The organism is Arthrobacter sp. CJL-S3 (assembly GCF_056711635.1).
Genome location: NZ_CM160046.1, coordinates 3,522,399 through 3,544,440, shown reverse-complemented (window position 1 = coordinate 3,544,440; position 22,042 = coordinate 3,522,399). Strand labels below are relative to the sequence as shown.

Annotated in this window: 18 protein-coding genes and 2 pseudogenes; 9 read left to right on the top strand and 11 right to left on the bottom strand. The window is 58.0% G+C overall.

Going from position 1 to position 22,042, the window contains the following annotated elements; translation table 11 throughout:
• Nucleotides 1-516: 516 nt before the first annotated feature.
• The 5 genes and pseudogenes from AC06G6_RS16220 to AC06G6_RS16200 all read right to left on the bottom strand — a co-directional run bounded on the left by AC06G6_RS16220 (nt 517) and on the right by AC06G6_RS16200 (nt 5,142).
• Complete coding sequence (locus AC06G6_RS16220) at nt 517-2,298, bottom strand: beta propeller repeat protein (protein WP_479823707.1); 1,782 nt, start codon at nt 2,296-2,298, stop codon at nt 517-519.
• A gap of 1,237 nt (nt 2,299-3,535) precedes the next feature.
• The gene (locus AC06G6_RS16215; protein WP_479823705.1) at nt 3,536-4,372 is read right to left on the bottom strand and encodes an IS3 family transposase; all 837 of its coding nucleotides are present in this window, start codon (nt 4,370-4,372) and stop codon (nt 3,536-3,538) included.
• A 51-nt stretch (nt 4,373-4,423) separates the two neighbouring features.
• A complete protein-coding gene (locus AC06G6_RS16210) occupies nt 4,424-4,606 on the bottom strand; it encodes a hypothetical protein (RefSeq protein WP_479823703.1) in 183 nt (60 codons plus the stop codon).
• 36 nt (nt 4,607-4,642) lie between these two features.
• Nucleotides 4,643-4,834, bottom strand: a pseudogene (locus AC06G6_RS16205) (IS3 family transposase); the annotation flags it as partial.
• A 155-nt stretch (nt 4,835-4,989) separates the two neighbouring features.
• Nucleotides 4,990-5,142, bottom strand: a complete 153-nt coding sequence (locus AC06G6_RS16200) for a hypothetical protein (protein ID WP_479823701.1) — start codon at nt 5,140-5,142, stop codon at nt 4,990-4,992.
• 584 nt (nt 5,143-5,726) lie between these two features.
• On the opposite strand from AC06G6_RS16200, the gene AC06G6_RS16195 reads away from it, so the two are divergent.
• Complete coding sequence (locus AC06G6_RS16195) at nt 5,727-6,107, top strand: transposase (RefSeq protein ID WP_479823699.1); 381 nt, start codon at nt 5,727-5,729, stop codon at nt 6,105-6,107.
• Here AC06G6_RS16195 and AC06G6_RS16190 read toward each other — a convergent pair.
• A pseudogene (locus AC06G6_RS16190) lies at nt 6,108-7,077 on the bottom strand (IS3 family transposase); the annotation flags it as partial.
• A gap of 35 nt (nt 7,078-7,112) precedes the next feature.
• Nucleotides 7,113-7,205, bottom strand: coding sequence for a hypothetical protein (locus tag AC06G6_RS16185; protein WP_479823697.1), 93 nt, complete (start codon nt 7,203-7,205; stop codon nt 7,113-7,115).
• Between the two features lie 332 nt (nt 7,206-7,537).
• Between AC06G6_RS16185 and AC06G6_RS16180 the strand changes: the two genes are divergently transcribed.
• On the top strand, nt 7,538-7,909 hold the full coding sequence (locus AC06G6_RS16180; RefSeq protein ID WP_479823695.1) for a hypothetical protein: 372 nt from the start codon (nt 7,538-7,540) through the stop codon (nt 7,907-7,909).
• Between the two features lie 178 nt (nt 7,910-8,087).
• On the opposite strand, the gene AC06G6_RS16175 is transcribed toward AC06G6_RS16180, so the two are convergent.
• From AC06G6_RS16175 to AC06G6_RS16160, 4 genes are all read right to left on the bottom strand, one after another.
• Nucleotides 8,088-8,273 (bottom strand): hypothetical protein, encoded by a 186-nt coding sequence (locus tag AC06G6_RS16175; protein WP_479823692.1) that lies wholly within the window; start codon nt 8,271-8,273, stop codon nt 8,088-8,090.
• 356 nt (nt 8,274-8,629) lie between these two features.
• On the bottom strand, nt 8,630-9,160 hold the full coding sequence (locus tag AC06G6_RS16170; protein WP_479823690.1) for an LPXTG cell wall anchor domain-containing protein: 531 nt from the start codon (nt 9,158-9,160) through the stop codon (nt 8,630-8,632).
• Nucleotides 9,161-9,333: 173 nt separating this feature from the next.
• On the bottom strand, nt 9,334-11,076 hold the full coding sequence (locus tag AC06G6_RS16165) for a DUF4012 domain-containing protein (protein ID WP_479823687.1): 1,743 nt from the start codon (nt 11,074-11,076) through the stop codon (nt 9,334-9,336).
• A gap of 139 nt (nt 11,077-11,215) precedes the next feature.
• Entirely contained in the window at nt 11,216-12,721 is a 1,506-nt protein-coding gene (locus AC06G6_RS16160; RefSeq protein ID WP_479823684.1) for a tyrosine-protein kinase domain-containing protein, read from the bottom strand.
• Between the two features lie 370 nt (nt 12,722-13,091).
• Here AC06G6_RS16160 and AC06G6_RS16155 point away from each other — a divergent pair, with 370 nt between their 5' ends.
• From AC06G6_RS16155 to AC06G6_RS16125, 7 genes are all read left to right on the top strand, one after another.
• Nucleotides 13,092-14,939, top strand: coding sequence for a polysaccharide biosynthesis protein (locus AC06G6_RS16155; protein WP_479823682.1), 1,848 nt, complete (start codon nt 13,092-13,094; stop codon nt 14,937-14,939).
• Between the two features lie 10 nt (nt 14,940-14,949).
• A complete protein-coding gene (locus tag AC06G6_RS16150) occupies nt 14,950-16,068 on the top strand; it encodes a DegT/DnrJ/EryC1/StrS family aminotransferase (protein ID WP_479823680.1) in 1,119 nt (372 codons plus the stop codon).
• 116 nt (nt 16,069-16,184) lie between these two features.
• Nucleotides 16,185-17,249 (top strand): SDR family NAD(P)-dependent oxidoreductase, encoded by a 1,065-nt coding sequence (locus AC06G6_RS16145; RefSeq protein ID WP_479823678.1) that lies wholly within the window; start codon nt 16,185-16,187, stop codon nt 17,247-17,249.
• Nucleotides 17,246-18,337: a polysaccharide biosynthesis C-terminal domain-containing protein gene (locus AC06G6_RS16140; RefSeq protein WP_479823676.1), complete on the top strand. Its 1,092-nt coding sequence runs from the start codon at nt 17,246-17,248 to the stop codon at nt 18,335-18,337. The genes AC06G6_RS16145 and AC06G6_RS16140 overlap by 4 nt, the downstream gene beginning before the upstream one ends.
• 3 nt (nt 18,338-18,340) lie before the next feature.
• Nucleotides 18,341-19,474, top strand: a complete 1,134-nt coding sequence (gene wecB, locus AC06G6_RS16135; protein WP_479823674.1) for a non-hydrolyzing UDP-N-acetylglucosamine 2-epimerase — start codon at nt 18,341-18,343, stop codon at nt 19,472-19,474.
• Between the two features lie 264 nt (nt 19,475-19,738).
• Entirely contained in the window at nt 19,739-21,043 is a 1,305-nt protein-coding gene (locus AC06G6_RS16130) for a nucleotide sugar dehydrogenase (RefSeq protein ID WP_479823672.1), read from the top strand.
• A 57-nt stretch (nt 21,044-21,100) separates the two neighbouring features.
• Nucleotides 21,101-22,030 carry an NAD-dependent epimerase/dehydratase family protein gene (locus tag AC06G6_RS16125; RefSeq protein ID WP_479823670.1) on the top strand — a complete coding sequence of 310 codons (930 nt, stop codon included), beginning with the start codon at nt 21,101-21,103 and terminating at the stop codon, nt 22,028-22,030.
• Nucleotides 22,031-22,042 lie beyond the last annotated feature (12 nt).

The window sequence follows — 22,042 nt, the reverse complement described above, 5'->3', positions numbered from 1 at the left end:
AGTGGCTCAGGTGTCAATCCGCGGCCGGTCGTAAAGCCAGCCGCGGATGCCCTGTGGTCCCGGCCGTCCACGATCCTCAGTACCTGACCGTGTCCAGATCAAGGATCGCCGCCAGGCGCCGCGTGGGCGATCCACGCCAGGTAGTGCGGCCCGCGGAAATTTCGCACAGACAGGAACCCTCACTTAGCCATGCTCCGCATCCGCAGCCCCGAGCTCACCCACCTTGGGCATGGTGAGAGGGCAGGCCTCAAGTGGTGCAACGCTGACCATCCGCCTAGACACCGCGAATATTCGGCGGTCTCGGACAAGGTACGGCCGGAGCTGAAGCCAGCTTCAGTGACGCTGCCCCTGAGATCTGCCCTGTCGGGCCGGACAGTCAGGGCAGGGACGGAGCGACGAAATTCGCTAAAGCGATAGGTTAGTACGATAGCCAGCGCCAACACTCAGCTCGGTTACGGAGAGCTAGTGAAGTCCACTCTGGTGGTCAACAGCCAGCATTGGGAACTTAGTGCTCATCTAGTACCCCCAGGCAAACTGGACGTACCCCATTGCGTCGGCCCCCGCTATGCCGCCAGTCTCAACAAGATCGAAGTAGATCATGCTGCCCGCGGTGAGTTGCCCGGATAGGAAAACGTTGGGTGCGGACTCGTTGTTGGAGGTGTTGTAGAGCACTGACTGGCTGGTTGTTTCAATGGAACCCGCCAATGGATCGGTGACGACCGACGCCGAGGTCGCGTTCCAGACGCGAGTCTTCACGGTGCCCGTCCCGGAAATCTTCCACGCCCCGATATCAAAAACGTAGAGTTTCCGGGCACCGTTCGGAACCCGAGTCGCTCCGAACGTCTGCGTGCCGGATGCGAGGAGCGTGACCTTGCTGCTGTTCTGCGTCTGCGGCGTTCCCGCATAGGCCTTGCGCTGCGCGTCCGGACGAATCAGCGACTGCATCCCCCATCCGAGGGACACCTTCAGCTGCTGGCCGGCGTGGGGGTCGGCTGAAACTAATGTCTCGTAGGTACTGTAGATGTTCGACCCGATCCACACGTATTCATCTGCGTTGCTCTGGAGAGGCGAGCCCAGCGGGTAGAAGTAGTTCGTAGCAGTCAGAGACGTCGCCGGCAAGGATGCGACCTCATCGCAGGATGCCCCATCGTCCGCGACCCGGTAGAGGTGGATGCTGTTATCTAGCGGTGCAACGTCGGCGGCGTGCTGGTTCGAAACGCCCATTAGCCATTCTGTGCCGTCCGTTTTGGTCCGGCATGTATACCAGCTGCAAGACTGGACGTGCATGATCCGTTCCACGACGGGATTCGTAAGTCCGATCTGGTTTCGGTTCATCCGCAGTAGCCATGCGTCGCCGGACTGATCCTGTCCCCAAGCAATGTAGTTCGGGAAGAACATGACACCTACGGCAGTGGCAGCGGCCGCAACGGCTGTCTGTGAGTTTTTCAGCAGGACCGGCTCGATGTCCGTTCCTGCGGCGTTCACGCAGTAGATGCCACTAGCGTCCTCGGCGTCCCCAGTAAGGAAATATACCTTCTTGCTGTGCTGGTCCCACTGGACACCGTGTCCGTGCCGGACAGCGGACGCGGGATAGGCAACCGCATCGCGCTGGAAGACGTGAAAGACTGTCCACGTAGCGCCATTGTCGATTGAGCGGATAATCTTCCACGTCGCCTTGGTTGCCGAGTCTACGGAGACATACTCGGCAATGTAGAGGTATCCGGTGACCAAGTCCTGGCAGACGGACGTGGGGCCGAGATAACCGACGTTGGCCTGTGCCGCGACCACTTCAGAGAATGTTGCCCCGTAGTTGGTTGAGCGCCGGATCGTCGGCGAACTGCCGCCGTCCGGTTGCCAGGTAGTCAGGACTGTCCCGGCCGTGGATGTTCGGAAAAACATACCGTACTGGGCGTACGTACCGCCGCCGCCTTGAGCGATCCTGGACCAAGTGGCGCCCTTGTCTGAGGAAACACGCAGTGTCCGGTCAGCACCTGCGGCGTACATACTGGAGTTGACCACAGACAGCAGCGTCAAATCGCCCCAGGTGCTATTTGGTGAAACCCGGTCCACCAGCAGGATCGGTTTGCGTTCTAGCTTCACTCGATTCGTGTCACGCGGAGATGCAGAGGCGTCCAGCTTCGGTCCATCGGTGGGTATGGTGCTCGCGATGACATCAGCAGCCTGTGCCGCGGGAGCAGAGGTGACATTTGCTGCTCCAGCCCCGACGGCAATTCCTAATGCTGAAAGCATGAAGCGTCGAGAAACCGGTGAAACAATATTAGATGATTTAGAAGGCATTGGCTCTCCACGGATGGAATGGCCCCAAAATCTCAGGGAAGCATTTACTCGTCGCATTTTCTTTTCGCTCCCTTTCATCCACATATTTCTTACCGCGCCTGATCGTCCGGGTAGACAACCTCTAGATCAGACGAGAGACCTTTTTCTGATACCAAAAGAGTGGGATGCCTGGTGCCTAATACGCCACCGACCGATTAAACAGTTCAATTGCTTCTTAGGCTAGAGGGCTCCGCAGCCTTAGTCGCGAGAAACCTATACTTGTTTACGCGGGGTCAACTACGTGTTTCAGTTCCGCTTCCACTCATCCAAGGTGCTGGAGGTTATCGCCAACTGAAACAGATGATAGCGACCACCGTTTGAGTGTCGTGTTGGCCGCCTGCGGGCAGGCCGCTCTTGACCCAGGCGCCACGACCCGCGGGCTCGGCGTGAGACGTCCAGTGTCTGGTGTCCGCGTTGTCACGGATCCGCATTGAGTCGTAGAAATCCTCTGCGTGGCCCGATACGTGCCCTCACTTGAAAACCTTCGGGTCGCGGCGTGGTTGACAGTGCAGGCGGCGGTTGCCAGCCATGCCCGTTTAATGAAGCTAATGATGGCCCAGTGCCAGGCTGTGACGAAGACGAAAGCTTTCGCCTATCAGCGAGAGTCCCGGTTAGGGAAGGCCTGGATCCTTTCGTGAAGTTGTCGAGCTGACCGGGTAGCACCGCGCCTACGCGCGGGCTGCCCTGCGAGATGCCTTGGTCCCGAAGATCTGGAGTGGTGGGACGGCGAATGGGCATCGCCAGACCTCGGCGGGCAGAACACGGGTGTGCGCGCGCGAGCCGCTGCCCGTCCTGGTCAGGACCGTTCTAAATGCGCCGGGAGTCAAGATGCTGGCCTCGATGTTGCCCATGCTGGTGCCGATGTTGCGGAGGGAGCGGGAGCTGATGCACAGCGATGAAGAGGCGCAGTCGGTACACCGCATGGGCGCAGCGACGGTCAACCGGAAACTTGCCGGCGCGGGCGCAACTGGTCCTGCGGGGGGACGGTCCCATACAAACCCGGGCACGATGCCGAAGCCCCAGATTCCGGTCCGCCAGGCCCGTGTGACGCCCCAGTCCCGGGGTTTGTGGAGGTCGGCCTGGTCGGCCATGAGCGCGGCATCAACCTGGGCGAGTTCTGCTTCACCCTGACAGTGACCGACATTGCCACGGCTGAGGTGTGTCAAGGATGTGAGACAGCCGGTTAGTTTCTTCTTGGTCAGGCAGCCGCGGGTAGCGGCTGGTTTTTGGACTTGAAGTGGGCCATGGCTGTGGCCGGCGGCAGCCCATCATTGTTGGTGTGGGGCCGCCAGCGGTTGTAGAACACTTCGATGTAGCGCATGGTCGCCCGGCGGGCGTCCTGCCGGGTGGCGAAGTTGTGGTGGTGGTAGAACTCGTTCTTCAGGGTTGAGAATGCCGACTCGGCGACGGCATTGTCCCAGCACACCCCGGTGGCCCCCATGGACTGGCGGACACCGTTTCCGGTGCACCAGGCGACCATTTCCCGGGAGGTGTATTGGGTTCCGCGGTCGCTATGGAAGATGGCATCCGAGGCCAGGTGTCCTCGGTCCCGGGCCATCGCCAGCGCGCCTGTGACGAGGGAGGCGCGCATGTGATCAGCGATCGCCCATCCAACGATCATGCGGGTGTACAGGTCGATGACGGTGGCCAGATACAACCAGCCCTCGCCGGTACACAGGTAGGTAATATCCCCGACGAGCTTCGTGCCGGGGATCTCTGAGGTGAAGTCCCGGCCGATGAGATCGGCAAAAACCTTGTCCGGGTCAGAGGGGATGGTCGTGCGTTTGAAGGCGCGCATCCGCTTGGCCGCCCAGCCGTTCTCCGCCATGATGGCAGCGACCGTTCCCACGGAAATCTCCACACCCGTGGCGGCGAGTTTGGTGTGGACCATGCGATGGCCGAAGATCCCGTCGGAGGAATAGAACATCGCCTTGACCAGTCCGGTCAGCTCCCGGTGCCTGGCAGCCGTCGGGGCTTCTTCGTGGTCCAGCCAGCGGTAATACGAGGCCCGCGGAATGCCCAGCCGGGCGCACATCCAGGTGACAGGGAATTCGGCGTTCTTCTCCTGAACACCGGTAGAGGTCCTCTACCGTTGTTCTTTGGCGAAGAACGCCGAGACTTTTTTCAGGAAATCATTCTCCCTTTCCAGCTCCCGCAGCCGCGCCTCCATCGCCTTGTATTTCGTGGGATCCACCGGATCATCAGGCTTGCCGCCGGCCGTGGCCTCTCCTTCCCGATGCAGCTGGACCCACCGCTTCAGCGCGGTCACGGAGGGGACTGCCCCGGCTTTTGTTGACTCAGGGTCTTAGGCCGCTAAGAGCGCGGTCCGGTTGATTGTTTCATATTCGATCGGCGTGAGTTTTCCCAGCCGTCGTTGCCGTCGCCGGCGGTGGTACGTCCTTTCGATCCAGGTGGTGATCGAAAGGCGGAGCTCCTGGCGTGTGAGCCATCTCTGACGGTCCAGGACGTTTTTCTGCAGCAGCGAGAAGAAGGATTGTGACACTTTCAGCATGCTGCGCGGCAAGGTGGTGTCGGTTGGTGTGACCCACAGAATGACCGACCCTTCCGGTGTCCTCATTTGGAGATATGTCCGCCGACCGCACCGCCGACTACAGATGGCTTGATTAGGAGCTTGTCCCTTCGGGTGACTCATCACAGTCCTGCCTCGTTCCCCCTGGCGGTGAAATCAACCACGAGGAAGAGGTGAGAAAGATGGTTGTTCTGGCAGAACTCGTCGATCACGTGATCGGCGTTGACCCGGACCGCGATCGCGTGACGGCCGCCGTTGTCAGCGTCGGCACTCAAGGCGAGCTGGCATCAAAGACGTTCCCCGCAACACGACGGGGATAAGGACAAGCATTGCGATGGGCGAAAACCTTCACGGTCGACGAACGACGAGCGTGGGCGATTGAATCCACGGGCAGCTACGGCGCCGGCCTGGCAGCGACGCTGGCGGAGAGAGGCGAAATCGTCATCGAGTTCGATCACCCGGCAACACGCGCATCCAAAGACGGCGCGAAATCTGACTCGCTGGACGCGGTCCGGGCAGCACGTGAAACGCTGGGTCGGAAGACGTGGGCGACGCCTCGGTCGCGGGGTTTGCGAGAAGGTCTCCGCACGCTCATCGTGGCCCGCGATTCCGCGAAATTGGCACGAGTCGCCGCGATCAACGTTCTCAAGCACTGGTCGTCACGGCCCCCGTCGATCTCCGCGAAGAACTCCGCGGCCGCACCCTCGGCCAGCTCGTCGATCGGTGCATGCATCTTCGTCCGGATACCGCAGTTGACCCTGAACATGCCGCCACGAAGCTCTCTCTTCGCAGCACCGCGTCACGGGTCAAGCAGCTCACGATCGAGTGTCGGGAACTCGAGGACGCGATGCTCCCAATCGTGCGTGAGATCTGCCCAGCGCTGCTCGCCGAGCCCGGCGTCTGCACCCTCGTCGCCGCGCAGGTCATCATCTCCTGGTCACACGCCGGCCGCTGCCGCGACGAAGCCGCGTTCGCCCGTCTCGCCGGAGTCGCACCCTTGGAGGCCACCTCGGGACAGAACCAGACCCGGCATCGCCTCTCCCGCGGTGGCGACCGTCAACTCAACCGCGCCCTCCACACCGCAATCCTCGCGCGGGTGAAAATCCACCCCGAAACCCATAGCTACCTCGCCCGCCGAATCGCGGACGGCAAGACCAAGCGAGAAGCCATGCGCTGCCTGAACAGGTACTACGCCCGCCACCTATTCCGACTACTGGAAAGCACTCCCGTGCCCTCTTGACACTGATAGGAGCATCTCCATCGCGGCGTTGTCCGCGCACGCACCCACCCTGCCCATCGAGCCGGTCAGCCCGTGGTGCCGGAGCGATTCGACGAAGCGGCGAGACCGAAACTGGGAGCCGCGGTCCGAATGCACCACAGTTCCGGCCGGGCGGCGTGAGCGCACCGCGTTCTCCAGTGCCGCCACCGCCGGCGAGGATTTCATCCGCGAGTCCATCGAGTACCCGACGATCCTCCCGGAATAGACGTCCTTCACCGCGCAGAGGTAGAGCTTCCCCTCGGCAGTGGGGTGCTCGGTGATGTCGGTCAGCCACAGCTCGTTCGGCGCCTCGGCAGTGAAGTCCCGCTCCACCAGGTCATCGTGGACCGGCGGCCCGGGTCTGCGGTTCAGGCCACGCTTCTTGGAGAACACGGACCAGATGCCGTGGTCCCGGCACAAGCGCTGGACCCTGTTCTCGCCGGCCATGATGCCCTTCTCGGGGAGTTCGTCAGCGATGAAACGGTATCCGAAGGCGGGATCGTCGTCGTGGATGTCCAGTGCGGCGTTGACCAGGTGCGCATCCTCCCAGTCCCGGTCCGTCACCGGGCTGGATCTCGACCGGTAATAGCCTTTCTTGCTGAATCCCAACACCCTGCAGGCCACCGCCACGGGAACGCCGTCGGCGGCAAGATCCGTGACCAGCGGGTACATCATTTTGGGTTGATGTCCCTCGCCAGATAAGTAGCAGCCCGGCGCAGAATCTCATTTTCCTGCTCCAACAGGCGGTTGCGCTTCTTCAGCTCCCGCATCTCGGCCGACTCGGCCGATGTCGGGCCGGCTCCGGAATCTTTACGTTCGGCGATGGCCATCCACCGTTTCAGGGTCGTGACCGACAGCCCGAAGTCCTTGGCAATCTGCGCCAGCGGCGCTTCGCCCTTGCGGGCCACATCAATAACATCCTGGCGGAACTCCGCCCATAAGCCGTGGACATGGTCAACATCCTTCCACGAGCACTCGGTCGCTAGGTCAAGGAGTCAACAAGACCGGGGGCAGTCCCGAGATCCCCAGCTCGGGGGCAACAGAGGCGGGCGAACGGCCAGAGGAAATGACGAGATTCACGGCGTCGGCCTTGAACTCATCGGAATAACTGGGACGGGAAGACCTGGGCACAATCCTTTCAAACTGTGTCTCACATCAGTAGTACACCTCAGGCTGGACGGTGAACCGGTCGGTGCAAAACGAGGCCGCCAAATGGGTCCTCGAAGCTTTCGAGTATGTCACCGCGGGGTTCCCGTTCCCGATCGGCATCGCTTCGGATAACGAGTCGGAGTTCATAAACGATCACCTGTTCGCCTACTGCCACGCCCACCAGATCACGGTCACCCGGTCCCGGCAACAAGAATGCCACTGCCCACGTCGAGCCAAAGAACTGGGCCCGAGTCCGGGAACTTGTGGGCTACCTCCGCTACGACACAGCCGCCGGGCTGGAGAAGCTCAATGAAATCTGGGAACTGGACAGCACCTTCACCAGCTACCTGCTGCCCCAACATAAACTCATTGGCAAATACGGTGCGAAAGTCACGCAACAACACGACGTGCCGGCAACACCGCACCAACTCGCGATCCGGCACGAGCGAATGCCGCAACAGCCGATCATCCGGACGAACGACGCCTCTATCGGTCCAGCTGGCAGCCCGCTCATGACAAATTCTGGCCTCACTTCGGAACTGGAAGTCCTTGCCCTGGCCAAGAAAACCGCGACCGCAAGACCCCCATCAACACCGCCGGGAACCCCAGCTTCCGTCCCGGGAAGTGCCACGTAGAGACATCTCAGGGCCGTCTGCCGGGGATGACCCCTCACGTAGACCCCGTGCCGGTACCTGGCATTGCTGGACTTGAGACGTTGGTGCTGCCGATGACCTCCCGGTTTCCACACTGTAGTACGGGAACGGCACGAAATTGCCTGGAGGATTCGTTCGCGGTGGCCTCGGACGGTTTCATTTAGACTGGCTGCAGCCAGCGGGGCGAGTCTTCCCGGTCCTGACGGGCAGCATATCGGGAGGTGTTGCAGGTGTGGACCACAGCGAACTCCCACACGGTGTCTGTGGTCTCCGGCTGGCCTTGGAGTTCATCGCAGACCTTGTGATCGTCGTCCTCGACACCCCGGTTCTTGATTTCTGCCAGCACCGAGCGCCAGAATTCGGCCTTGCACGTCGTGTTTGCCGCAACTGAGGTGCTCGTACATCTCCGCTTCTAGTGCAGTCTCCATTGCATTCTTTGTCAACCGATTCGACATCCCGCTCGCGTCGACGAGCTCGATTACCTGCTCGCTGGCCCGGGCCAGAGAGCAGCTGCGGTAACTCTTGCTCCATTTCAGTCGCCAGGTGACCCATGCTCATGATCAGTACACCCCGCCTGGCACTGCCCGGGTGTCAGGTCAGCCTCGGCGCCTCCGCTATTCAAACTCTCCCGGGAAAGCAAAGGGTGGGCGACTCCGGAATACCGGAGACGCCCACCCTTAGAATGCTGTTGAGGCTTTCCGACTAAGACGTAGCTGACCTGCGGGCGCGTCGAGAGAGAATAATGCCTCCCGCGCCGAGGCCCAGTGCGCCTATGCCGGCTGCGCCCCAAATGAGAAGGCTGGGATCCGCGCCCGTGTTGGCCAGTTCGGTTCCACCGGTGGTGGCCAGCGTGACTCCCTTAGCATTCCCCGTCACTGGATTGGCCCTTACGGTAGCGGAGGCCGTCTGGCCGCTGGCACCGGTAGCTGTCAGATTGAATTCACCGGGCTTACCGAGGTTGAGCGACAACCTAAATGCGCCGTCGGAGTCGGCGGTAACGGTGTAGGTGCTCACGATCGGGCCGTTTCCGCGGCCCTGACGAACGGTAACCGTGACCGTCTCGCCCGGGGCGAATCCACTACCAGCGAAAACGAAATTCTCGCCCACGTCAACTGTTCCATCGGAGACAGTGGCGCTGGGCTTCGGTGCCGGGTATGTATCTGCCATGGCCGGAACTGCGCCGATGAGTGCGATGGAGCCCGCGAGTGTGATCGCTGCAAGTGATTTTTTCATGTGTCCCCCTGAGACCATATATACGAGTGTCACGCGATGTGGAGATTTCCGATCCCCCGAGTGACCGCAGGTTGAAATCTCAATTGATAAGCCCATGCAGACACTAGCACCTATAGCGCTTATGACCAAAGTGAATCAAGTTGCTTTACATACCGTTTACTCGGCGTTTTCTTTCACTGATTGCATCCCGCATTCTCGGTGACTAGGACGACGTCTCTGACAGGCTGGACGGTGGGCGTGACAACTACGTTCGGTTCAGTGTGCTGGACGATTCTGCCGAAGGTTAGCTCTACCGTGCTGCTCTGCCCGGGGGCCAATGCGACGGTCACTGTCGCAACTGGCCTATCGGCATGGCGGTGGGCGGCGAAGTCTGTTTTTACTCCATCCACCATGGCTGTTTCCACGTTGGCCTGCGCCGGACCGTAGGCAACCAAATTAGTCTGGACCGTGCCGGCCGGTACGCCGAAGGCGCCTCCCCCGGTTATCGAGGCAGGCAGAGACATTGCTGAGTCTGCGGGGGCGGCGTTGGTACTGGTGATTCTCACATTGACCTCCCTATATCCGTCACGCTCGCATTTCGCAACCAGCTGGACCGTCCGTCTGACGTAGTAGTCCATCTTGGCTCCGGTACCGTCGTTGAAATAGACACCGAAGGATGATCCTCCAACGTTTGGCCCGGAAACAGCGCCGCCAACACTGAGTGTTCTCAGGACCTGCTGCTCTATTTTGTGGTCGCTCCATAAGTAAATGCGGTTCTCTGCTGCGCTTTTCGCCAAGGCGGGCACGAGTTTGGCTCCTGGCGCCTTGCCCGAGGCTAAAGCTTTGAATATTTGTTCAGAGGCCGAAGCAAAGTAAGCGTCTTGCGAGTTGTTACCTTCAATGCTCCGGTATACGTCGGAAAGTAACGTCTGGACTACGTTGTCTGCGGTCAGGGCTGTGGGAAAGACGCCGGGCTTAGTCGAATCTAGCGGTACCGGTATCTCAACGGGCCCTGTGGCCTCGAGGACGTGCGCCAGCACTACAGGATCTACGGCGATGACGCCGTCAATGGATGTTCCAAACCGCTCTTCCCACATTCTCTTGGCGGACTGTGCTGCGGTAGGGAAATCCGGCGTCAGGTTTACGTCGCTTATGAAAGACCCTAGTCGGTCGGTGTAGATAAGACTCTGGGCAGGATCGACGTCGACGGGCGGCGTAAACTTTCCGAGCGCGGCCCCGCTGGACTGAGTTGTCAGTTGGATTGCGCCGTTTTCAACACGTATGACCGCCAGTACGCCGGGCAAGCCGCCGGTTGTGCGGATTTCGGCATTGTTCTGGACGAGCATTAGATAGTTCCGAGCTTCGTTGGATCCCATCATGCTCGGAAGCACCTTCGAGCAGTCTGCCGCCAGGTTTAGCGTTGTCCGCAACTCATCAAGCGCTTCGAGAGACCGATTCAGGGGCACCGAGATTTCGGCAAACAATCGAGAACTATCGAGGTCAGCCAAACGTGCATGCGTGAGCTCCACAGTATTCGCGGCGGCAATAATGGTCGGGGACGCCGCCTCCAAGGGGGCAACGTCAATCTCGCCGGCGACCGGTGTCAGGTCTTCATAATTAACGGTGCGAAACACGAGCAGCAACGGCTTTGCCGTTCCCTGAACAACATCCCGCGCGGAGAGCGCTAATTCGCTGACTGCCGAGAAGTTCGGGCCGATCCATGGAACGACTGTTGCTGCTTTCCAGAGCGGGTCATTAGCAGCCGATTGGGCGGCGTCGGTATGACTCTCCAGTTGCTGAAGGACGATTTCTGCCCCTCGTTCGTCCTTCATGATCAGCTGGGTCTTGAATTCCGGAAGCAGCAGGCTGGCCGCCGTTAATTCAGATTTGACTTCGAGGGCCTGGTGCGTCAACCAGCCACCGACGGCCGCAACCACCACAGCGAAACTACCGGCAAACACGAAAAACCGGGGACCTATCCGTCGACGTCGGAGGCGGGGTCGTTTCCTGGCTCGCCGGCCCTCCCTCTCCCCAGTTGGAAGGGTTAACAAGAAGTCCCGTTCATTCGTTGGCCCGCTAGCGGGCACTGCGTTCCCTGCCGTTTCCGCTATTGAATCGGGTCGCTTCGCGGGGTGCCCCCCGAAGGATTTCATCGGCGAAGGTCTGGTCGGCGGCGTTCACCGCGGTGCCGGGGCGCGAGGTGGCCTTCGTTACTGAAACATCGGTCGGCTTACTGGCGTAGCTGTAGTAGCTGTAAGCGTAGGCATCGGGACCCTTGGACGGGAGTCGGTTGAGCACGACACCGAGGAGATCTGCCTGAACCATTTCCAAGGCGGCCAGAGATCTTTCGAGGTCCGTGGTGCGTACTTTATGTGTACCGACAACCACGACGACTCCGCCAACCTGTTGTGCAAGGACTGCTGCGTCTGTGACGGGGAGGAGTGGGGGCGCGTCGATTATCACCGCGTCAAATGTGTTTTCGAGTTTGATGATCAGCTGTTTCATTCTTTCCGAACCAAGCAGTTCACTAGGGTTGGGAGGTATCTGACCTGATGTGAGTACGAATAGCTCGTCACTTCCCCACTGTTGCAGCAGATCGGCAAGGTCGGCCCTCCCAACGAGCGCTGTGGTCAGTCCAGCATCTCGCTCCAATCCCAGATACTCGGCAATCATGGGCCTTCGCAAGTCCGCGTCCACTAATGCGACCGTCTGCCCCGCCTGCGCCAAGGCAATGGCTAGGTTCGTTGCCGTCGTACTCTTGCCCTCACCTGGAACGGATGACGTCACGAGGACAGTCTTGGACTCATGGCTCACGTGGGCGAATTGCAAGTTGGTTCGAAGCTGGCGGAAAGATTCTGCGCGAGGATTTTGAGGGGCTGTCTGCGTCAGCAAAGGCTTCTTTACGGCGTCTGCATCGAAACCAACGCCTCCCAACAGTGCAGCATCGGTCACCCGGCGCAAGTCGGCTTCGCCTCGGATTCTGTTATCTATGACCGAGCGGAGAACTGCTACGGCGACGCCAGCCGCTAGACCAACAAGCAGACCGACGATCAAGTTCATTTGAACGTTCGGTGAGGAAGGCATCACTGGCGCGGTGGCGGGCGTGACGATTGACAGCTTCACGGGCGAAGAACCACCTTGCGACGGCTTCTCCAGCTCGTCAACCGCCTCAATCAAACTTCGGCTTACAGCTTGGGCTATAGCCGCCGCCTGCACAGGCGACTCATTTTGCACCGAGATGCTTATGAGAACCGTATTGAGGTCCGAGGTTGCGACAACGCTCTGCGCCAGCGACCGGGGTGTGGACTCGAGGCCGAGACTATCGATTACCGGCTGTAAAACTGTGGGCGTGGTTACTGTCTCGACGTAGGACTGCACTCGCGCTTGGCTGAAGGCGTTTCCCTGGGTGAGTTCCGAGACCGATCCGGAACTTTGGAGCGCCACAAAGAGTTTTGTTTCCGACTTGTAATTTGGCTTCATGAGCAAGGACGCCGCACCGGCACCCAGGAGGCCGATCAGCGCACATGCGACGACCGTTATCCAGTTTCGTCGCAGAACGCGCAAGTAATCCTTAAGCTCCAAAGTAGAGCCCCTTCCGGGTGAAGTTTTCAGGCAAAGTCGTCCTCATCCTACCCGGGATACGTGAATAAATTAGCCTGGCAACGATCACGGCCAGAGGGCTGCCCTGTGTTGCTCGACAGTGCTTAACATGCTGGCTCTGCGCCGAGCCGAACGCAGATGAACCAAGGCAGATGGCCCAGCACTCCGTCACGCGGGATTGGGTACGACAAGGAAGTGCTTTAATAGGGGTGCATCTCGCGACTTCAGTGTGGGCTTCGAACTGTTTCGAGTCGATAATTTAGAGGGCGCTCGGTTCTGAGGTGGTCTTGGGCACCTAGGGCCGGCCGTCAAGGCCTCGCTTCGGGGCCAGGAAATTGGGGGAATATTTTTAGTGGCAGTATCAATGCAGCCGCGCAAGAGACCAGTTGATGGCGGGCGCGCAGACCGTTGGGCGCCCCGGGTGCTTCAGTACTCGGTGGATGCCGAAGCTTGGGTCATTGCAATCACATTCGCAGTCCTGTTTCGCTTCGATTTCGCCACGGACCGTGTCGACTGGCTGTCCGTGGGCATTTTGGCGACTTTGGCTATCCTTATGCAGGCCGTCGTCGGTTGGGGACTGGCCCTCTATCGCGGGCGTCACCAGCATGGAGCCTTCCATGAGGCACAAACATTGCTGGCGACGGTCGTTACCGTTGCAGCCGTCCTGTTCGGGATTAACCTCTTCGTCCTCAGCAACGTAGGTCTGCCTCGGAGTACAGCCATTGTGGCTTTGCCTCTTGCGTTCGTATTAATGGGCGGCAGCCGACATTTGCAGCGGCTCGTTTCAGAACGCAGGGCCCGGCCTCAGGATTCGGCGGAGAGAGCGCTGATCTATGGGGCTGGCCAGACTGGATCGTACCTCATCAAGCGAATGCTCAGTGACCCAGCCTCCCCCTACCTGCCGGTCGGGTTGATCGACGATGATCCTGACAAACGGCATCTTCGGCTGTCCAATGTTCCAGTTCTGGGAAACGGTGCTGAGTTGGAAGCGCTGACGCTAAAGACAGGAGCGACGGCGCTGGTTCTTTGCGTGGCTTGGGCCGACGCCGACCTTATTCGAGACATGTCGGACCGCGCTGACAAGGCGGGCCTACGGATGATGGTTATGCCTCTTCTTTCCAAGATATTGGAAGACGGCATGAGGCTTGCGGACCTCCGGGACGTGGCGATTGAGGACGTCATCGGCAGACAACCAGTCGACACAGAGGTTGAATCGATTGCTGGCTATGTAGCCGGAAAACGCATTCTGGTGACGGGCGCCGGAGGGTCCATCGGGGCTGAACTATGCCGGCAACTGTCGAAATACGCACCTCAGGAATTGATTATGTTGGATCGCGACGAAACCGGTCTTCATGGAGTTCAAATTTCCATTTCCGGGCATGGTTTGTTGAACAGCGATGATGTCGTTTTGGCCGACATCCGCGACAAAGATGCCCTTCAGGAAATCTTCGATCAACGGAGGCCCGAGGTCGTATTCCATGCCGCTGCGCTGAAGCACCTCCCCATGTTGGAGCAGTATCCCGAGGAGGCTTGGAAAACCAACGTACTAGGGACCCTGAACGTCTTGGCCGCGGCACGCAGCGTGGGAGTGCAGACTTTTGTCAACATTTCAACCGACAAGGCGGCGAATCCGATTAGCGTCCTCGGCCACTCCAAGAGGACTGCCGAGAGATTGACAGCTTGGGCGGCTATGCAATCGGGCGAAGCATACCTGTCGGTTCGTTTCGGCAATGTCATAGGGAGCCGGGGCTCGGTACTCCCAACTTTCATTGCCCAGATCGAGGCCGGGGGACCGGTTACTGTCACCGATCCGGAGGTAACGAGATACTTCATGACAATTCCGGAAGCGTGTCAGCTTGTGATCCAGGCCGGCGCCATAGGCCGACCTGGTGAAGCTCTAATTCTTGACATGGGACACCCCATAAAAATTCTCGACGTTGCCAGGCGCGTAATTGCCAGTTCAGGCAGGCCTACGGAAATTGTTTTCACTGGCCTTCGCGACGGTGAAAAACTACATGAGGAGCTATTTGGAGTGAGTGAACACGACGAACGGCCATTCCATCCCAAAGTAACGCACACCGCTGTTCCCCCGTTGGACCCTGACTCTCTTGACCTTGAACGCTGGGCAGAATCAAGCGGGCGCTCGCACGATGCGCCTAAGCCCTATCTCGCTTCATCATTGGGGGTCCACTATGAGTGATCGTATATATATGTCCTCACCAGATGTCGGGGAATTAGAGGAAAAGTACGTTCTGCAAGCCCTTCGCTCGGGTTGGATTGCGCCACTGGGACCTGACGTCGACCAGTTTGAACAGGAAATGTCTGATCGTATCGGCCGCCGGCACGCGGTGGCACTGAGCTCGGGCACCGCTGCACTGCATCTCGCGCTCCTAGCCCACGGGATTGGCCCAAAGGATGTGGTCGTAACATCCACCATGACTTTTGCCGCCACGGCCAATGCCATCATTTACACCGGCGCGGAACCATTCTTCGTGGACTGTTTGCCAGATTCGGGGAATATGGATCCCGATTTGTTGGAGTCTGCATTAAGGACACTGACCGTTGCTGGAGAGCGAATTGGCGCCATTGTTTCTGTAGATCTATTGGGCAAAGCCGTCGACTACACCGCTATTGCTGGAGTAGCTGCCTCCTATGGAGTTCCTCTGATCGCCGACGCGGCGGAATCATTGGGCGCATTCCACAACGGCAAGCCTGCCGGCGCCTGGGGCGAGACAGCAATTTTCTCCTTCAACGGGAACAAAATCATGACCACGTCGGGCGGTGGTATGTTGCTCACCGATGACGAGTCTCTAGCGTCCCGCGTGCGCTATCTGGCAACACAGGCGCGGCAGCCGGTGGTCCACTACGAGCACACGGATATCGGGTACAACTACCGGCTGAGTAATTTATTGGCTGCGCTGGGCCGTGCACAACTCATCCGGTTGGATGAGATGATTTCGAGACGCCGAGACCATCGCCAGTACTACAAGCGGCTTTTCGCCGACGTCGCCGGGGTATCCGTTTTCGGTGGAAAATCAGACACGGATGACAACTTCTGGCTTACGTCAGTGCTTGTGGATCCGGAGGCGGCGGGTTTCGAGGCTGCGGCTTTGAGTTCTGCCTTAGCCGTCGAAAATATCGAGAGCCGGCCGCTGTGGAAGCCTATGCACCTTCAGCCAGTATTCCGTCATGCACGGCGTCTAATCAACGGTGCATCCCAGCAACTATTCGAAACCGGGTTGACGCTTCCAAGCGGATCAGGCATGACAGTGTCTTCCTTGGAACTAGTTGGATCAACGGTGGCGAAGTTCTTGAACGAAAATGGATGAGGTGCCGGAGGCATCTTCAGAGAACACATGGAAATTAACTGCGAGAAATACCTAACTTATGTTCCGCGTCTAGCCGAACTAGTTGGGGAGCTTTGCACAGCGAAAGGGAACGTCCGATGACGGAAGTATCAAGAGGCTACGAGGGTAAGCGCATTCTTGTCACAGGTGGAACCGGCTCATTCGGTCACACAGTCGTGAAGAAGCTGCTGGCCCAGGGTGCGGAACAGATCCGTATTCTGAGCCGTGATGAAGCCAAACAGGATCATATGCGGCACGAGATCGGCGACGCCCGGCTCCGTTTTTACGTAGGCGACATCCGTGATTATCAAAGTGTTGAGCGAGCGGTGCGAGATGTTGATTTCGTTTTTCACGCCGCTGCTCTAAAGCAAGTACCTTCCTGCGAGTTCTTTCCGATGGAAGCGATGAAGACGAACATCCTTGGAAGTGAGAATGTCGTCCGGGCCTCCGACCACGCGGGTGTTCAGTCTGTTGTTTGCTTGAGTACCGACAAGGCGGTATATCCGGTAAACGCAATGGGGATGAGTAAAGCAATGATGGAAAAGGTTGCGCAGTCTCATGGCCTCAATAATCCCAATGCAGCCACGACAGTTTCCTGCGTGCGCTACGGAAATGTCATGTATTCACGGGGTTCTGTCATTCCACTTTTCATACAACAGCTTAAAGCAGGCAAGGATCTGACGGTTACAAACCCGGACATGACTCGATTTATGATGTCGCTTGCCGACTCTGTCGACTTGGTCGATTTCGCCTTCCATAATGCCAAACAGGGTGACCTGTTTATTCGCAAGGCAAAGGCATGCACGGTCGGGGACCTCGCCCAGGCAACCGTGAATCTCTTTCGTTCGCCCTCCAAAGTTCACGTGATTGGGACCCGGCATGCTGAGAAACTTTCGGAAGCCCTAGCGACGCGAGAGGAACTTTCGCGAGCTCGCGACATGGGGGATTACTTCAGAATCCAGGCGGACAAGCGGGACCTGAACTACAGCATCTACTTTGAAGAAGGCGACCTCGTTCAGGCCGACTACTGTGATTACGATTCTCACACCGTCGGGAGAATGACCGTATCCGAAGTGGAGGATCTCCTGCTTACGCTGCCCGAGGTACGCCAGGAACTCACCGCTGCCGGACTTTCCTCTGAGAAAAGGCTTGTGGACCAGTGACGGCTGTCGCATTGACAGGAGCGAACGGCTTCCTCGGATGGCATACCCGTGCGGCGCTTCGCGAGAGCTCTGCTAGTAGGTCTTTTTCCGTAGGAAACGCCTTTGATTTTGATACAGCCGCCGACTCAATAGACGGGGCGCCTCGTCTCATCCACATCGCCGGCGTAAATCGGGGGACCGAAGCAGACGTCCTTGAGGGGAACGTGCGCTTTGCTACCCAGATCGCAGAGGTCCTAGTCAAATGTGAGAACCCACCCCCAGTTGTCGTCTTTGCAAACTCGACGCAGGCTACCAATGGGAGTATCTACGGGGATGCAAAATCAAGGGCGGCGGAGATTCTGCGAGCGGCCACGGAGAAAGCAGGGGTCCGGTTTGAGGACGTACTTCTTCCCAACCTCTTTGGAGAGCACGGTCGCCCGTTCTACAACGCCGTCACCGCCACGTTTTGTCATCTGCTATCTCAGGGTGGTCAGCCTATGGTGGAACAGGATAAGGATCTCACGCTGCTACACGTCCAGGATGCGGCAGATATCCTGATCGGCGCCGTAGAGCCAGCGGCTAACGAGTCGGAACAAGTCCGCGAGTCCGTGCGGGGATTACTTCAGCGACTCACGGCGATCGCGTCTGTTTACCGCAATGGCGACATACCTGATATCCGCAGTAAGTTTGACCGTGACCTCTTCAACACCTACCGGTCCTACACGTTTCCCACTAATGCCCCAGTAGGTCTGACGCGTCATGCAGACGCCCGGGGTTCGTTCTTTGAAATAATACGGACCAACGGCGGATCCGGTCAGTCTTCGTTTTCAACGACGGAACCAGGTATAAGCCGCGGGGATCATTTCCATCGAAGAAAAATTGAGCGCTTTACCGTGCTTGCAGGGACAGCTACTATCTCTCTGCGGAAGCTGTTCTCCGACGAGGTCTACGAGTTCCATGTGACAGGGGAAAAGCCCGTCGCTGTCGACATGCCGACGATGTGGACTCATAAGATTACCAACACCGGGGCAGATACACTCTACACCTCCTTTTGGACCAACGAGATCTTTGACCCAATAACACCTGACACGATACCGGAGCCCGTGTAAATAATGACCCAGAAACTAAAGGTGCTGACAGTCGTTGGTACGAGGCCAGAAATTATCCGTCTGGCGGCAACAATCAAGCGCCTCGATAAGCACGTGGATCATGTGCTGGTACATACAGGCCAAAACTATGATTACGAACTGAATGAAGTATTCTTCCAAAACCTCGGACTTCGCCGGCCAGACCACTTCCTGGAAGCGGATACGAGCTCCCTAGGGTCAGTATTGGGTACAATTCTAACCAAAGTTGAGGCGGTACTGACGGCCGAGAAGCCCGACGCCATGCTTGTTTTGGGCGATACTAACAGCTGTATCTCCGCTCTGATGGCCCGTCGAATGAAGATCCCGGTTTATCACATGGAGGCGGGGAACCGTTGTTTCGACGAAAACGTCCCAGAGGAAGTCAACCGTCGTCTGGTGGACCATGTTGCAGATTACAATCTCGTGTACACGGAACACGCCCGGCGCAACTTGCTCGCCGAAGGCATTCACCCATCCCGCATTGTGCTTACTGGCTCGCCCATGCGGGAAGTGCTTAATGCCAATGCGGAAAAGATCGCTGCAAGTGACGTACTGGAACGGCAGAACCTGACAGCGGGAGGCTATTTTCTCGTAAGCCTGCATCGAGAGGAGAACGTCGACAGTTCACAGCGCCTGACGTCAGTGCTGGACGCCTTAAGCCGACTCTCAACCGCGCATGGGCTGCCCGTGCTTGTCTCGACGCATCCGAGAACCCGTAACAGACTGGACGAACTGCCAGAAGGACTAAAGAGCGGTCTGCGGTTTCACCCACCGTTTGGATTCCATGACTACGTTAGTCTCCAGCAGTCGGCAAAATTGGTGCTTTCAGATAGCGGAACCATCAGTGAGGAATCTGCCATTTTGGGCTTCCCGGCTGTCACGCTTCGTGATTTTATCGAGCGCCCGGAGTCGATGGACACGGGAGGAATTATTACCGTAGGTGTTTCAACTGAATCAATTGCTGATGGTGTCCGCATCGCATTGGAAGAGTTCCATTCCGATGGTCCGGCCGTGTCACCTATGGAGTATGATGTGGCAGACACTTCTCGACGAGTTTTGAGTTTCATCCGATCGACGGCCCATAGTCATCGCCAGCGAAGCGGAATCCGAGCCTCCTAGGGGGCCGGACAGGTTGGGCGTCGGAGGGTGCTCGGGCCCACGCCGAGCGGATTGAAAATACCGAATAGGCCGTTGGCCGGCCGTGATATGACAAAGTTCGCTCGTCGGTAAGCGTTCCTGGCAATAGCACGTGCGAGTCCCTGAAGCTGAGGCAATATTTGACACTCAGAATGCCAGTCGCCTCGGGGAAATATAAGCCGCGATTTACGGTTCTACTCAATTGGGAAGCGATCGTGGAGTTGGTAGAATTTGGTGGGGCGATTCTTGGAATCCTCGCTTACAACCGCAAGATATGAGGAAACAGCCATCAAGGATCGAATAGTAGTCATTGTTGGGCAGGGCTACGTGGGCCTACCGGTCGCGATGAGAGCCGTTGAAGTAGGCTACACGGTGGTCGGGGTCGACTTAGACAAAAATCGCATTGACTCGCTCAACTTAGGAGAGTCATATGTGGACGACATTTCAAATGGGCAGCTGCAGTCAGCATTAGACTCGGGTCGGTATATTGCCACAACGGATTATGACGAAACTCGGGGGTTTGGAACCGCGATCATTACGGTTCCCACCCCTCTGCGAGAAAGTCTTCCGGATCTCTCTTTCATCGAGGATTCAAGCCGCTCGTTGGCTGCGCATCTGACTGCCGGTGCTGTAGTCGTCCTTGAATCCACGACCTATCCTGGGACCACAGAGGAGCTTTTGGTTCCCATTCTCGAGAGCGGATCAGGGCTGAAGGCCGGCATAGACTTCCATGTCGGGTACAGCCCAGAGCGAATCGATCCGGGAAACAAGAAATGGGGTTTCGTCGAGACGCCGAAAGTTGTGTCGGGAATTAATTCGGATTCTCTTGGTCACGTGCGGCGGTTCTATGATGACTTGGTGAATCAAACCGTGCCTGTGAGTTCTCCAAAGGAAGCGGAGCTCACTAAGCTGCTTGAAAACACGTTTCGGCACGTCAATATTGCTTTGGTCAACGAATTGGCCATCTTTGCGAATCAGCTTGGCGTCAACGTGTGGGAGTCTATCGAAGCGGCAAGCACCAAGCCGTTCGGGTTCATGAAGTTCACCCCGGGCCCCGGCGTAGGGGGGCACTGCCTTCCCGTAGATCCAAGCTATTTGTCCTGGCAGGTTCGTCGCAAGCTAGGCCAAAATTTCCGATTCGTTGAGCTTGCGAACGATATCAATGACAATATGCCTAACTATGTCGTGCAGCGGATGGTGGAACTGCTCAACGAACAGGGTAAAGCTGTCAAGGGATCAAGCGTGCTTCTACTGGGGCTGGCTTACAAGAAAAATACGGGCGATATTCGTGAGGCGCCGTCGCTTCGCGTAGCTGAACTCTTGCGAGGCATGGGTGCGATGATATCTGCTGTGGATGGCCACGTTGAGTCGCACCGTTGGCCAAGTGGTGTCGTCCAGTCGGAGTTGTCGGCAGATGTAGTGAACGCAGCCGACATCGTTGTACTGCTGACTGATCACGACGAAATTTCCTATGAACTCCTTACCGCGGTCAGCGGTGTCGTTCTCGACACCAAAAACAGGTTGCCCGGCACCAACGTGCACACACTTTAATCGCGTTCTCGCGGCATCGCCGGCTACAGCTGTCAAGCTATTCGATCTAGGAGACTCATGGATATTCTAATAACTGGTGGCTGCGGATTCATCGGCACCAACTTGGTGAACCACTTGCTGAAACAGCCAGAGGTTCAACGTGTACGCACATTGGACAACTACGTGACGGGCCTTCGCCGGACGGTGACGTCACCCCGCGTCCAGGAAATAGAGGGCGACCTCCGCAATTATGACGACGTCCTGCGTGCCAGCAAAGGTGTGGACGCGGTTGTGCACCTCGGTGCGCTGCCATCGGTGCCACGCTCAATAAAGGATCCCCTCTCAACTAACTCTGTGAATGTTGACGGGACGCTCCATGTGCTCGAAGCCGCTCGGGCTAACGGAGTGGAACACGTCAGCGTCGCTTCTTCTTCCTCGGTTTACGGTGCTAACCCCACGCTGCCGAAAGTCGAATCGCTGGCGACTCTGCCTCTGAGCCCCTATGCGGTCACTAAATTGGCCACTGAAGCGTATACAAACGCATACTCAACCAGCTACGGTCTAAACACGATTGCCTTCCGTTTCTTCAACGTCTTTGGACCCCTGCAAAGGGCAGACCACGTTTACGCAGCTGTAATCCCCAAATTCCTCGCAGCACTCAAGAATGATGACCCGCTGACGATACACGGCGATGGAGAGCAGTCTCGCGACTTTACGTCTATCCATGCAGTGACCGACGCCATCTCGAAGTCCGCTCTTCGGACGATTACCAGTGGGACGCCGGTGAACCTGGCCTTCGGTACGCGCACGTCGCTCAATGCCGTTGTGTCTATATTGCAGGAATTTCACCCCAAACCCATCGAGGTGCGGTATGAGGATCCGCGTGCAGGCGATGTCAAACATTCACAGGCGTCCTCTGCCCTGCTTACTTCGTTGTTGCCGGACGTGCAGCAGCCGGACTTTGTCCATGCGCTGAGGGAAGTCTATGACTGGTATATGGCTCTTTAGCAGGAATGATGG